This window comes from Dickeya aquatica (assembly GCF_900095885.1).
Lineage (GTDB): Bacteria > Pseudomonadota > Gammaproteobacteria > Enterobacterales > Enterobacteriaceae > Dickeya > Dickeya aquatica.
Window position 1 is genome coordinate 3,869,697 of the sequence record NZ_LT615367.1, and the last position, 14,031, is coordinate 3,883,727.

General features: G+C 55.4%; 11 protein-coding genes and 1 pseudogene. 2 read left to right on the forward strand and 10 right to left on the reverse strand.

Annotated features, from left to right (window positions below):
- Positions 1-2 precede the first annotated feature (2 nt).
- Positions 3-845: a bis(5'-nucleosyl)-tetraphosphatase (symmetrical) ApaH gene (gene apaH, locus DAQ1742_RS17535; RefSeq protein WP_035344283.1), complete on the forward strand. Its 843-nt coding sequence runs from the start codon at positions 3-5 to the stop codon at positions 843-845.
- A gap of 41 nt (positions 846-886) precedes the next feature.
- Here the strand turns inward: apaH and DAQ1742_RS17540 are convergent, their stop codons facing one another.
- The 4 genes from DAQ1742_RS17540 to DAQ1742_RS17555 form a co-directional block, all read right to left on the reverse strand.
- Positions 887-2,779: a PhoX family protein gene (locus tag DAQ1742_RS17540; RefSeq protein ID WP_035344285.1), complete on the reverse strand. Its 1,893-nt coding sequence runs from the start codon at positions 2,777-2,779 to the stop codon at positions 887-889.
- A gap of 224 nt (positions 2,780-3,003) precedes the next feature.
- Positions 3,004-3,483 carry a type 3 dihydrofolate reductase gene (gene folA, locus DAQ1742_RS17545; RefSeq protein WP_180706345.1) on the reverse strand — a complete coding sequence of 160 codons (480 nt, stop codon included), beginning with the start codon at positions 3,481-3,483 and terminating at the stop codon, positions 3,004-3,006.
- A 117-nt stretch (positions 3,484-3,600) separates the two neighbouring features.
- Positions 3,601-4,071 carry a threonine/serine exporter gene (locus tag DAQ1742_RS17550; RefSeq protein ID WP_035344289.1) on the reverse strand — a complete coding sequence of 157 codons (471 nt, stop codon included), beginning with the start codon at positions 4,069-4,071 and terminating at the stop codon, positions 3,601-3,603.
- Complete coding sequence (locus DAQ1742_RS17555) at positions 4,056-4,838, reverse strand: threonine/serine exporter family protein (RefSeq protein WP_035344291.1); 783 nt, start codon at positions 4,836-4,838, stop codon at positions 4,056-4,058. The genes DAQ1742_RS17550 and DAQ1742_RS17555 overlap by 16 nt, the downstream gene beginning before the upstream one ends.
- A 177-nt stretch (positions 4,839-5,015) precedes the next feature.
- Between DAQ1742_RS17555 and DAQ1742_RS17560 the strand changes: the two genes are divergently transcribed.
- Positions 5,016-5,630: a LysE family transporter gene (locus tag DAQ1742_RS17560; RefSeq protein ID WP_035344293.1), complete on the forward strand. Its 615-nt coding sequence runs from the start codon at positions 5,016-5,018 to the stop codon at positions 5,628-5,630.
- 100 nt (positions 5,631-5,730) lie between these two features.
- Here DAQ1742_RS17560 and carB read toward each other — a convergent pair whose 3' ends face one another.
- The 6 genes and pseudogenes from carB to fkpB all read right to left on the reverse strand — a co-directional run.
- Positions 5,731-8,955, reverse strand: coding sequence for a carbamoyl-phosphate synthase large subunit (carB, locus tag DAQ1742_RS17565; RefSeq protein WP_035344295.1), 3,225 nt, complete (start codon positions 8,953-8,955; stop codon positions 5,731-5,733).
- 87 nt (positions 8,956-9,042) lie between these two features.
- Positions 9,043-10,188 carry a glutamine-hydrolyzing carbamoyl-phosphate synthase small subunit gene (gene carA, locus DAQ1742_RS17570; protein ID WP_035346332.1) on the reverse strand — a complete coding sequence of 382 codons (1,146 nt, stop codon included), beginning with the start codon at positions 10,186-10,188 and terminating at the stop codon, positions 9,043-9,045.
- Positions 10,189-10,642: 454 nt separating this feature from the next.
- Positions 10,643-11,464, reverse strand: a complete 822-nt coding sequence (dapB, locus tag DAQ1742_RS17575) for a 4-hydroxy-tetrahydrodipicolinate reductase (protein ID WP_035346334.1) — start codon at positions 11,462-11,464, stop codon at positions 10,643-10,645.
- 148 nt (positions 11,465-11,612) lie between these two features.
- The gene (rihC, locus tag DAQ1742_RS17580; protein WP_035344299.1) at positions 11,613-12,530 is read right to left on the reverse strand and encodes a ribonucleoside hydrolase RihC; all 918 of its coding nucleotides are present in this window, start codon (positions 12,528-12,530) and stop codon (positions 11,613-11,615) included.
- A 95-nt stretch (positions 12,531-12,625) separates the two neighbouring features.
- A complete protein-coding gene (gene ispH, locus DAQ1742_RS17585) occupies positions 12,626-13,576 on the reverse strand; it encodes a 4-hydroxy-3-methylbut-2-enyl diphosphate reductase (RefSeq protein WP_035344301.1) in 951 nt (316 codons plus the stop codon).
- Positions 13,560-14,030: pseudogene (gene fkpB, locus DAQ1742_RS17590) on the reverse strand (FKBP-type peptidyl-prolyl cis-trans isomerase); the annotation flags it as partial. The gene ispH and the pseudogene fkpB, both read right to left, overlap by 17 nt.
- Position 14,031 lies beyond the last annotated feature (1 nt).

A 14,031-nucleotide genomic window follows, 5' to 3' on the forward strand; every position in this document is an offset into this window, starting at 1 on the left:
TTATGGCTACCTATCTTATTGGCGATGTTCACGGCTGCGCCGTCGAACTCAAGGCGCTATTGGCTCAAATTGGCTTTAACCCTGGTCATGACACCCTGTGGCTGACCGGTGACCTGGTGGCGCGTGGCCCTGACTCGCTGGAAGTGCTGCGCTATGTGCGTTCACTGGGTGACGCAGTGCGTCTGGTGCTCGGCAACCACGATTTACACCTGCTGGCGGTTTACGCGGGGATCAGCCGTAATAAACCGAAAGATCGTTTAGATCCGCTGCTCAACGCACAGGATGCGGACGAACTGATTAACTGGCTGCGCCGCCAGCCGCTGCTTCAGGTCGATGAAGCGCACAAGCTGGTGATGTCCCATGCCGGTATCACGCCGCAATGGACACTGGAAACGGCAAAAATGTGCGCGCGCGAGGTAGAAGCGATCCTCAGCAGCGACAGCTACCCGCTGTTTCTCGATGCGATGTATGGCGATATGCCAAACCACTGGAGCCCGGAACTCAGTGGTCTGGCGCGGCTGCGCTTTAGTACCAATGTGCTCACCCGCATGCGTTATTGCTTCTCCGGTGGCCAGCTTGACATGCTGTGTAAAGAAGCGCCTTCGCAGGCTCCGTCATTACTCAAACCCTGGTTTTCTCTGGGCGGGCCGGTAGCTTCTGAATACGCCATCGCCTTCGGCCACTGGGCATCACTGGAAGGCAAAGGCACGCCAAAAGGCATCTATGCGCTGGATACCGGCTGTTGTTGGGGAGGCGCGCTGACCTGCCTGCGCTGGGAAGATAAACGCTATTTCTACGAGCCATCACGGCAAACGCAGCTGAACAGCGGCGACATCGCGCTTTAAGGTCACCGGCGCTGACAGCCGGTGACAGTCACATCACACCATCACGCGCCAATCACACCGCCATCGTCACGGGTTATCATCACAACCGATGAGCGAGGCCGCACGCTGTTGCCGGGAAAGTGTGAATCCCCTTTCTCACCGGGGTGCTGCACGTTGACAAACAGCGTGCGGTAATCCGGCGTAAAGGCGATCCCGGTCAGCTCGCAGGATTTCGGGCCGACCATAAAACGGCGGATCTCGCCGCTGGTCGGGTCACCCACCAGCATCTGATTATTGCCCTGGCCGACAAAATCGCCGCTGTTGCTGTAGTTACCGTCTGTCAGGATCCACAGGCGGCCATCCTTATCAAAGCCCAGCCCATCGGGGCTGTTAAAGCTGTTTTCTGCGGTAATATTTGGCGTACCACGATTCACGCCCTCCGGGTGTGCTACCGGATTGCCGCACAGGGCGTACATATCCCAGTTAAAGAGAGCCGCGCTGGCATCGCCGCCCTCATCCCAGCGGATTATCTGACCATAAATATTATTCGGGCGCGGGTTGGCGGCATTGACCGGCATCCCCTCCTCGCCCCGTTTGCTGTTGTTTGTCAGCGTACAATAAGCGCGGCCATCATGCGGGTTAACCGCGATCCACTCCGGCCTGTCCATGCGCGTAGCCTTCACCTGTGAGGCTGCTTTACGGGCGAAAATCAGCACCTCAGCCTGGCTGTGAAAACCGTTTTCCGGCGTCAGGCCACTCTTGCCAAACTCCAGCGCAATCCAGCGCCCTTTTCCTTTTAGCGGTGTACCGGCTTCATCGGCATCAAACTGCGCAACATACAGCACGCCGTCATCCAGCAGTGCGGCATTCGCCGCCGGATTACTCATATCCACCCGACCTGTCGAGACGTATTTATAGATAAATTCACCGCGCTCATCGTCCCCCATATACACCACCAGTTGCCCGTTTTTGGCCACGGTCACGGCAGCATTTTCATGCTTGAAGCGCCCCAGAGCGGTGCGTTTTACCGGCGTAGCGTCCGGGTTCATCGGGTCGATTTCCACAATCCAGCCGTGGCGGTTAAATTCGTTCGGGTGCACAGCGACATCAAAGCGATCATCAAAATCCACCCAGTTACGCTCAGGCTCCTTGACCTTCAATGAATAACGTTTCTGTTCTGATGTGGTTTGATAGTCCGCCTGACGGGTACCGAAGTAAGTGTCAAAATTCTCTTCACAGGTCAGGTACGTGCCCCACGGCGTCTTGCCGTTGGCACAGTTGCCAAATGTCCCCAGCACCTGCGTACCCTGTGGGTCGGCGGCGGTTTTCAACAGCGCGTGGCCTGCCGCCGGGCCGCTAAAGCGCATCGGCGTATTAGCGGTAATACGGCGGTTATAGCGCGACGGGCGTTCAATCTCCCAACGTACTGAATCGGCGACACGCTTGACGGCGACAATCGACACACCGTGAGCGGCCTGAGATTTGCGCACATCTTCAAGGCTGACGGCTTTGGTGCCGCCATGCGCAAACAGGTACTGCTCGTTGACATATTCGTTATTGATGGCCATCACGCCGTGGCGTTCATCAATCGGGAAAAAGCTCATGCCGTCGTTATTATCGCCAAACTGTTTTTCCTGATCGGCGGCGCTGTTCTTGCCCTCGGGATGAAAGGCCGGTGCCCCTTCGAGTAACGGCTCTCCCCAGGAGATCAGCACCTCGGCACGGTAGCCGGGCGTAATCACAATGTTGTCTTCCGTCGAGGTGGCGATGCCTTTAAAACCCAGTAACGGGCTGGAAGGCGTATTGCTGTTGGCCGCCTTGGTCACGCCGGGGAAAAAACCGATACCCCCGCCCAGGAAACCCGCCAGCCCCAGTGCTCCGGCGTGGCCCAACAGTTTGCGGCGGGCAGGATCCATCAGGCTGGCGTCATGATTAATGTGCATCTTGTCAGTCATAGTCGGCTACGTCCTTTGCATGATTCATTCAAATGAGGCCACAAGCCTCACGGCGAGACACAAATGACGACCAATGCTACGCAATAAATATGACCAAACGTTTACATGGAGATACAAAGAGACAACAAAAATGCAGCACCAGTAACAAGGATGGTGCACAAATCGCACCTGACGTGATAAAAAAACCCGCCGAACGGCGGGTCAGACAAGGGTGCAGCAAGACGCTAGCGGCGTTCCAGAATTTCGAAACAGTAGCTGTGGGAGTTCTGTTCATCGGCATCGTGGAATTCGCTAAAGCTCGATATCCACTCATCAGGCTCATAGTCAGGGAAATGGGTATCGCCTTCAACGTCAGCATCGATATGGGTCAGATAGAGCCGGGTAGCGCGCGGCAACATCTGCTGATACACCCGGCCTCCGCCAATCACCATCACTTCTTCAGCATCGCCTGCGGCTGCCAGCGCTGCATCCAGAGAGTCAACCCAGGTGACGCGATCGTCATCACCGGGATGGTGACTCACCACAATATTCAACCGGCCCGGCAGCGGCCTGCCAATAGACTGGTATGTCTTGCGCCCCATGACAACAGGCTTATTGAGGGTATTGCGCTTAAACCACGCTAAATCGGCGGGCAAATGCCACGGCATGGCATTTTCCATACCGATCACACGATCTATTGCCAGTGCGGCAATCAAACTAATCACCATGGTAAAACCCTACAGGCTACAAAATTGGTGTCACTATACGGAAAGGCCGTGGAGGCGTCGATATCATAACCGGGCCCCCGGCCAATATTTAAGAGAACACCGAACGCCTGTCGATTAGACTCCAGGCCGCTTACGGTAAATCCAGATACCGGGTAGTGACAAACCGATAGACAAAGCCCCGACAATAAAGCTGGCTTTCAAAAAATTGGTAATCAGCATCTGCATCAAGGCTTCGCTGTACCCCTGATGGGAGAGCTGCACCACGGAAATCATCGCCGTGTAGGCTGAGATACCGGGAAACATCGGGATAACGGCCGCCACCGTAAACACCTTGGGATGAGCCAGAAACCAGCGCGACCAGCGAATACCGATAATCCCTACCATGATAGAGGCCGCAAACGTCGCCCATTCAATCGGCACGCCAAAGTGAATCAATAAAAAGCGCGCGCCATGCCCCAGCCCACCGAGTAATGCACAATACGGCAGCGCCCGCATCGGCACATTGAACACCATGGCAAACCCCACCGCAGGGATGGCCGCCAGCAGCATATCCTGAATCAACGCAACAATCAGTTCAATGACCATCCGTGCAGCCCCCATAGTGCCATCGCCGTGACCACACCAATACAGGTCGCCAGTGTCAGCAGGCTGGCCATCGTCCAGCGTGCCAGCCCGGTATTGATGTGGCCTTTAAACATATCCGCCACCGCATTAATCAACGGAAAACCGGGTACCAGCAACAACACACTGGCCGCCATAGCCACCGGCGAGCTGTGTTCAAGGCCGGGGACTCGCATCAGCAGGCCCGATGCAGAGGTGGCAACAAAAGCGGTAATACAGAAATTAATCAAAGGATTGAGATGACGAGCCGTGAGAACCTGACGGACATACATCGCCATGCCGCTGGCAATTAATGTCACCAGAAACGCATCCCAGCCACCACCATTAAGGCGGCTGAAGCAACCGCACGACAGCGCCACCATCGTCACCATTAACCAGCGAGGATAACGTAGCGGTTTGATATGACTAAAGCGTTTCGCCACACCATCCACATCCAGCAGTTTATGCTCAGCCATAATCACCACGCGCTGAACCTCCGTCACCACATGCATATTGATGCCGCGATCGACGTTTTTACGCGTCGATGTCAGGCAGTGCCCCTGCATGATGGTGGTCAGGACAATCGAATTCGCCGAGATAGAGCCCTCAACACTATCCATCCCCAATGCCACGCCAAGGCGTGATGCCAGTTGTTCAACCAGCGTACTTTCCGCGCCATGCTGCAACAGCAACAGCGCACATTGAATACACAAGCGGGTAATATCCCGTTGCTGTGTCGTTTCACATACCATGTTACATCCCTACTGTCTGCCCAAATATAACCACTATCGCTGTGGCTTTTATAAGTTTATTAACACGTAAAACGGGTGATGGATAGCGTGGAAAAATGAATAGTGCGAAAAAATTTCACTGGCGGTATTATGCCCACCTTTTTCCGCCGGTTCTTTGATTGTCACACCTAATCCATCATGCTTGAGACCTCTTTATTTGTCGCCACCATCGCTGCGCTGGGGATGATTTCTCCCGGCCCGGACTTCTTTCTGGTTATCAAAAACGCGGTGCGTTATCCGCGTATCGCTGCCATGATGACCGTACTTGGCGTCATCGCAGGCGTCGCTACCCATATGGCCTACTGTGTCGCCGGGCTGGCGGTGGTTATCACCACCACACCTTGGTTATTCAGCCTGCTGAAATATGTCGGTGCGGCCTACCTTATCTGGCTGGGTATTCAGGCACTTCGCGCCCGTGGCGGCAGCCAGCTCGCGCTTTCCGGCATCCGTAGCCAGCAAATCGGGCTGTGGAAAGCCTTCATGCAAGGGTATCTGTGTAACCTGCTCAACCCCAAGGCCACGCTGTTCTTTCTGGCGGTGTTCACTCAGGTACTCCACCTGAATTCCAGCCTGGGCGAAAAGCTGTGGTACGCCGGGATCATTCTGGGGTTGACGCTCATCTGGTGGCCGCTGCTGGTGATACTGATCCAGAGCGAAGCCGTGCGGCAAGGGCTATCCAAAGCGCAAAAACTGCTTGATAAACTGCTGGGCGGGGTGTTGATAACCCTCGGTATCAAGGTCGCACTAAGCTAAATCGCCGCCCGGATAACCGACAAAAAAAACCGGCCAGATAGCTGACCGGTTTCTCACACGCCAATCCCGCGCCTGAACTCAGGCGCGGTTTTTTTATGCTTTAACCACGAATGCGGGCATGCATTTCCTGAACCGAGATAACCTGCTCGGTCGGGTCAGCATTCAGTGACATCGCTGTCGCAAAGCCGCCGTTCATGGTGGTGTCGTAATGCACCTTATACTGCAACGCACTGCGGCGAATCAGTTTGGAGTCTTCAATCGCCTGACGACCTGCCGTGGTGTTCACGATGTAGGTGTACTCGCCATTCTTGATACGATCCTGAATGTGCGGGCGGCCTTCATGCACCTTGTTCACCAGGCGCGGGTTAATCCCCGCTTCGCCCAGCACCACCGCAGTGCCGTGAGTCGCATCGAGTTCAAAACCGTGTTTGAGCAATTTAGCAGCCAGATCCACCACGCGAGCTTTATCGCCCTCACGCACTGACAGCAGCGCACGGCCGGTTTGCTTCATCGGCGAGTTGCTGCCCAGCATCGCTTTGGCAAAGGCTTCAGCAAACGTGCGGCCCACGCCCATCACTTCACCGGTAGAGCGCATTTCCGGCCCGAGGATCGGGTCAACGCCAGGGAACTTATTAAACGGCAGCACCACTTCCTTGACGGAGTAGTACGGCGGGATCACCTCTTTGGTGACGCCCTGCTGCGCCAGCGTTTGGCCAACCATGACGCGAGCCGCCACTTTGGCCAGCGGAACCCCTGTGGCTTTGGAGACAAACGGCACGGTACGCGCCGCACGCGGGTTAACTTCGATCAGATAGACTTCATTGTTCTTCACCGCAAACTGCACGTTCATCAGGCCACGTACGGAAAGCTCGAACGCCAGTTTTTCCACCTGCTGGCGCATCACATCCTGAATCTCTTTACTCAGGGTGTAAGCGGGCAGCGAACACGCGGAATCACCGGAGTGAACCCCCGCCTGCTCAATATGTTCCATGATGCCGCCAATCAGCACGCGCTCGCCGTCACAGATGGCATCCACATCCACTTCTACCGCGTCATCAAGGAAGCGGTCTAACAGCACGGGCGCATCGTTGGACACGCTGACGGCCGTCTGGAAGTAGCGACGTAAGTCCACTTCGTCATAGACGATTTCCATCGCACGGCCACCCAGCACATAAGACGGGCGCACCACCAGCGGATAACCGATGTTAACGGCTTTTTCCACCGCCTGGTCGATGGTGCTGACCGTGGCGTTAGCCGGTTGCTTCAGGCCAAGACGGTTAACCGCCTGCTGGAAACGCTCACGGTCTTCGGCGCGGTCGATGGCATCCGGGCTGGTGCCAATCACCGGCACACCGGCGGCTTCAAGCTGGCGCGCCAGTTTCAGCGGCGTTTGCCCGCCGTACTGCACGATAACCCCTTTCGGCTGCTCGATACGCACAATCTCCAGCACGTCTTCCAGCGTCACCGGCTCGAAGTAGAGGCGATCGGAGGTATCGTAATCGGTGGAGACGGTTTCCGGGTTACAGTTGACCATGATGGTTTCATAGCCGTCTTCACGCAGCGCCAGCGCCGCATGCACGCAGCAGTAGTCGAACTCGATGCCCTGACCGATACGGTTCGGCCCGCCGCCCAGCACCATTATCTTGTCGCGATCCTGATTCGGGTTGGCTTCACACTCATCATCATAGGTCGAGTACATATAGGCTGTGTCGGTGGCAAATTCCGCCGCACAGGTATCCACGCGCTTATACACCGGGTGCAAATTGTATTTCTGGCGCAGTTTGCGAATTTCACTCTCGGACACACCCGCCAGTTTCGCCAGACGCGCATCGGCAAAGCCCTTACGCTTCAGTAACCGCAGGAATTCCGGCGTCAGGCCATTCGCCCCTTGTTCAGCCACCTGCTCTTCCAGGCGCACCAGTTCTTCAATTTGCACCAGGAACCAGCGGTCGATGTTGGTCAGGTTGAACACGCCGTCAACCGACATCCCGGCGCGGAATGCATCCGCCAGATACCAGATACGCTCGCCACCGGCATCTTTCAGCTCGCGGCGAATTTTGGTCAGCGCTTCCGGGTCATCCAGGCTCACTTTCGGATCGAAACCGGTCGCGCCCACTTCCAGACCACGCAGCGCTTTTTGCAGCGACTCCTGCTGAGTACGGCCAATGGCCATCACCTCACCCACCGACTTCATCTGCGTGGTCAGACGATCGTTAGCGCCAGCGAATTTTTCAAAGTTAAAACGCGGGATTTTGGTGACAACATAGTCGATAGACGGCTCGAACGACGCCGGGGTGCGCCCGCCGGTAATGTCATTCATCAGCTCATCGAGCGTGTAACCCACCGCCAGCTTGGCGGCGATTTTGGCAATCGGAAAACCGGTTGCTTTGGAAGCCAGCGCAGAAGAGCGCGACACACGCGGGTTCATTTCGATAACGATCAGGCGGCCGGTTTTCGGGTTGACCGCAAACTGCACGTTGGAGCCGCCGGTTTCCACACCGATTTCACGCAGTACCGCCATCGAGGCGTTACGCATGATTTGGTACTCTTTATCGGTCAGCGTCTGTGCCGGAGCGACAGTGATGGAGTCACCGGTGTGAATGCCCATCGCATCCAGGTTTTCAATCGAGCAGACGATGATGCAGTTGTCATTCTTATCCCGCACCACTTCCATTTCATACTCTTTCCAGCCGATCAGCGATTCGTCGATCAGCAGTTCCTTGGTCGGCGACAGATCCAGCCCACGGGTACAAATCTCTTCGAATTCTTCGCGGTTATACGCGATACCGCCGCCGGTGCCGCCCATGGTAAAGGAAGGACGGATGATGCAGGGATAACCCACATCCGCCGCGACCGCCAGTGCCTCTTCCATGGTGTGTGCAATGCCGGAACGCGCCGTTTCCAGGCCGATTTTTTTCATCGCGATGTCGAAACGGCGACGATCTTCCGCTTTATCAATCGCATCGGCGGTAGCACCGATCATGGTCACACCGAATTCGGCCAGCACGCCCTGACGCTCCAGCTCCAGCGCGCAGTTCAACGCCGTCTGGCCACCCATGGTCGGCAACACCGCATCCGGGCGCTCTTTTTCGATAATTTTACGCACCACTTCCCAGTGAATCGGCTCGATGTAGGTGGCATCGGCCATCTCCGGGTCAGTCATGATAGTGGCCGGGTTAGAGTTCACCAGAATGACACGGTAGCCTTCTTCGCGCAGTGCCTTACACGCCTGAGCACCGGAATAGTCAAACTCACAGGCCTGGCCGATGACAATCGGGCCGGCACCGAGGATCAGGATACTTTTTATGTCTGTACGTTTTGGCATTTCTCGCTCCTGCGAACCCGTTTACTCACTGCTGCACTGGCGCTTTCGCCCTGTTCTTTTACCGCAGCGTGACTAAACGGGCTCCGATTATTTGGTGTTACGGTAAGACTCAATCAGTTCAATGAAGTGATCAAACAGCGGTGCGGCATCGTGCGGGCCGGGGCTCGCTTCCGGGTGCCCCTGAAAACTGAACGCTGCTTTATCGGTGCGGTGAATCCCCTGCAACGAACCGTCGAACAGCGATTTGTGCGTCGCGCGCAGCGTGGCGGGCAGCGACGTTTCATCGACCGCAAAGCCGTGGTTCTGGGCGGTTATCATCACGCGGTTGCCATCCAAGTCTTTCACCGGATGGTTGCCACCGTGGTGGCCGAATTTCATCTTGACGGTTTGCGCGCCGCTGGCGAGCGCCAGCAACTGGTGGCCCAGACAGATACCAAACACCGGAATATCGGTTTCCAGAAACGCTTTGATAGCCTCAATCGCGTAATCGCACGGTGCCGGGTCGCCGGGGCCATTGGAGAGGAAAATACCGTCCGGGTTGAGTTTCAGTACCTCATCAGCCGGGGTTTGCGCTGGCACAACCGTCAGGCGGCAGCCGCGATCCACCAGCATACGCAGGATGTTGCGCTTCACGCCGTAGTCATAGGCCACCACATGGTACGGCAGTTCACTCTCGTCTTTTGCTGCGGGCAATTCCCCTTCCAGCGTCCAACTGCCCTGTAACCAGGTATAGGGTGATTGTGTCGTCACCTCTTTGGCAAGATCCATCCCCTTAAGGCCAGGAAACGCTTTGGCTTTTTCCAGCGCCAGCGCCGCATCCGGCGCATCGCCCGCGATGATACAACCGTTCTGCGCGCCTTTTTCACGCAGCAAACGCGTCAGCTTGCGGGTATCGATATCGGCAATCGCCACAATGTTGTGACGTTTGAGGTAGTCAGACAGGCTTTCTTCACTGCGGTAGTTACTGGCAATCAGGGGCAAATCTCGAATAACCAGCCCTTGTGCATGAACAGCGGGAGATTCTTCATCGGCTTTGTTGGCACCGACATTGCCGATATGAGGATAAGTAAGAGTAACAATCTGGCGGGAATAGGAAGGATCAGTGAGGATTTCTTGATAACCGGTCATCGACGTATTGAAGACCACTTCCCCCACTGCCGCTCCCTCTGCCCCAATGGCCCGACCGTGGAATTGGGTTCCGTCTTCCAGAACCAACAGCGCTGACTTAATCAAAACACCCTCCAAGGAATAAAAAATCATGTTATTTGCATATTAATTCAGTTTCAAACGCTAAATCAATGCAAAAACCACCTGTAAGGCAAATTTTTGGCAAATTGCGCGCATTTTAATGATGCCCCCGTCCGTTGTCCACCCAAAGCGGCATTTTTTTAGGTATTTTATGGCTTCAAGACACAATTTCCAGCCACAGCGACAAAAACCCATATCAACTGGAAAAAGTAAACGGTTGCCAGCCATTATGAATCACAAAGTGATGAAAACTCCCGCACACCTGATTTAAAGAGCAAAAAACATACAGACAACCCCAACAAAACACAAAGAAAACCATGGAAAATGGCAATCTAAAAATAGAATTAAACTTAAATGCTATTTTTTGCATAAAAAAAATGGCATCCCTATAGATGCCATTTTTTTCAATGAATTATGAAAGTTTCTTTTAGAAGAAAAATCATAAATCATTTAACCCAAGCACATCTCTCATATCAAAAAGGCCGTGATTATGCGCACTTAACCACAATGCTGACCTGACAGCGCCATTTGCAAACGTCATACGGCTTGAGGCTTTATGGGTTATCTCAATGCGCTCGCCAATATCCGCAAACATGGCGGTGTGCTCACCGACGATATCGCCTGCGCGCACGGTAGCAAAACCGATACTCTGAGGATCGCGCTCGCCGGTATGCCCCTCACGGGCATAGACCGCACAATCCTTCAAATCACGCCCCAGCGCCCCGGCAATCGCTTCACCCATTGCCAGTGCCGTGCCTGATGGCGCATCCACTTTATGACGATGGTGCGCTTCAATGATTTCGATATCGGTATAATCGCCCATCACTTTGGCCGCTTTTTCCAGTAACTTCAGTAACAGGTTGACGCCAACGCTGAAATTCGCAGCAAACACAATACCGATATCAGCCGCTGCCTGCTGGATAGCCGCTTTGCCCTGGTCGTCAAACCCGGTGGTGCCAATCACCATCCCTTTACTGTGCTCACGGCAGAATGCCAGATGGTGAAGTGTGCCTTCAGGACGGGTGAAATCGATAAACACGTCAAAATCATCGACAACCGCATCCAGCGCGCTCTGTACCACGACACCGGTTTTTGCCACACCGGCCAGTTCCCCGGCGTCACAGCCAATCAGGGAAGAACCCTCGCGTTCCAGCGCCGCGCCCAGCACCACGCCTTCCATTTGTAACGCTGCCTGAATCAACTGCCGCCCCATGCGGCCACCCGCGCCCGCGATAGCGACGCGAACCTGTGCATCACGCATATTCATACTCTTTATCTGTTGAGGAGTGAGGAAATCGTCTCAGGTTAACCAGCCCGGCCCTGAGCCGCCAGCCGAAAATCTCCATAATTAGAAATTTACGACAGCAGCGGTGCGATATCAGTAAACGCCATAAGGCAAAGCGGCCCAATTAAGGCAGAGATGAAAGCATCTCAGACACCCAGTGACGAAAGCCGTCCACATCCAGCCCTACGGCAACCTGCGCATTCGCCGCTCTTTGCAGGCGATTGTCCAGATCCACCACCGTTGCCCCGGAGGTGTACTCTCCCTGTGTCTCAACCGTGGCAAAACAGCGCTGTAACCTGAACAACTCTGGCTTCACCAGCCAGGCAATCGCGCACAAATCATGCATTCGCAGACCACCGGTGATGCTGGCGCTGCGATAATGACTAAATAGCGCATGTAACATCGCGCCGGAGCGATTAAGTGCAGGCAGTGTCGCCAAATATTCAGGCGTCAGCACCGCCTGATGCGTGACATCCAGCCCACACATCACGATATCGATACCACTGTCAAACACGCGCCGCGCCGCTTCGGGATCAACGGCCATGTTAAATTCAGCACTCGGCGTGACATTGCCCCGCCCGCAAGAGCCGCCCATCATCACCAGCCGCGCAATACGCGAGCGACAATCAGGGTAGTGCATCAGCAGCAGCGCAATGTTGGTCAGCGGGCCAATGGTGACAAGCGTAACCGGCCTGTCGCTGTCGTTAAGGTATTGATAGATGGCCTGGAACGCAGGCTGGTTTAGTGCCTGACGACGCGGTGGTGCAAAATCATAGCCGCCCAATCCTGACTCGCCATGCACATCAGCGGCGCTCGATAATGGCCGCAACAAGGGGGCGGCGGCACCGGCTGCAACGGGAACGGTCGATTGCCAAAAATCGAGCAGTTGTAACGCATTGCGGGTCGTTTTATCGACGGTGACATTGCCTGCTACCGTGGTCAGTAAACGCAACTCCAGTTCAGGGCAAAACAGCGCAGCGGCAATGGCAACCGCATCGTCAATGCCAGGGTCGGTATCCAGAATTATCGCCAGCGGGGACATATCGTTCTCCAAAAAAATGCCAGACGATCTACACCGGCTGGCATTTTTATAATGGGGTTAACACGCAGTGGCTGCGTATCTCTTCAGTTGCGGGTTTATTCCACTTCGCGCACGTCTACACGCAGCTCTTTCGGTACTTCGAACACGATATTTTCTTCGCGCCCTTCCATCTCGAACGCTACCGCTCCACCAAGGCTCTGCAAGCGTTTTATCACTTGCTGCACCAGAATATCGGGTGCGGAAGCGCCAGCCGTGACGCCGACACAAGCCGCATTTTTTAGCCAGTGCTCCTGAATATCCTCGGCCGAATCAATCAGGAAAGAGGGCTTACCCACACGCTGTGACAGCTCCGCCAGCCGGTTGGAGTTAGAGGAATTTTTTGAACCGACCACCAGCACCACATCAGCCTGGGCGGCCAGATTGCGCACCGCCTCCTGGCGGTTGGTGGTGGCATAGCAAATGTCATCTTTACGCGGGCCGATAATCAGCGGGAAACGCGCCCGTAGCGCATCAATCACCGCTGAGGTGTCATCCACCGACAACGTGGTCTGCGTCATGAAACACAGGTTAGATTCATCCTTCACCCTGAGTTTCCAGACATCATCCGGCCCCTCAACCAGATACATGCCCCCTTTCGGGTTACTGTATTGCCCCATGGTGCCTTCCACTTCGGGGTGCCCGGCGTGGCCGATAAGAATCGCCTCCGTGCCTTTGCGGCTGGCACGCGCGACTTCCATGTGCACCTTGGTGACAAGCGGGCAGGTGGCATCAAACACCGTCAGATCGCGGTTTTTCGCTTCTGTTCTGACCGCCTGTGACACACCGTGAGCAGAGAAAATCAGAATGGCACCATCCGGCACATCTTCAATCTGCTCAATGAAAATCGCGCCACGCTCGCGCAACCCATCAACCACATAGCGGTTATGCACCACCTCATGACGAACGTAAATCGGTGCGCCATATACCTCCAGCGCCCGCTCCACAATGCTGATGGCACGATCGACTCCGGCACAGAACCCTCGGGGATTCGCCAGCAGGATTTTCATGCGTGACCTCCGTCTGAAGGGGGGTTATCTCCAGCACTTCCACGTCAAAGGTAATGGTATGGCCTGCCAGCGGATGATTAAAATCAACCGTGACAGACTCCTCGGCCACCTCACGGATAATGCCTGGCATATCATTACCCGCCATGCCGCTAAACAGCATAATCGTGCCCACTTCCGGCACTCCAGTCTGGGCAAAATCACGGCGCAGAAAAAACTGGACAAGATCCGGGTTGGACAGGCCAAACGCCGACTCCGGCGGCAGGCTAAACTGGCGTCGCTCACCGACAGTCAGCCCAAACAGCGCAGTTTCAAGCCCGGCTGACAGGCTACCGTCACCAAGCCGGAACATCGCTGGCTTGCCGCTATCTCGGGTTGCCTCAGCCACCGAGCCATCTTCCAGTGTCAGCGTGAAGTGCACCAGCACTTCACAGCCCTGAGTGACAGATACCGACATC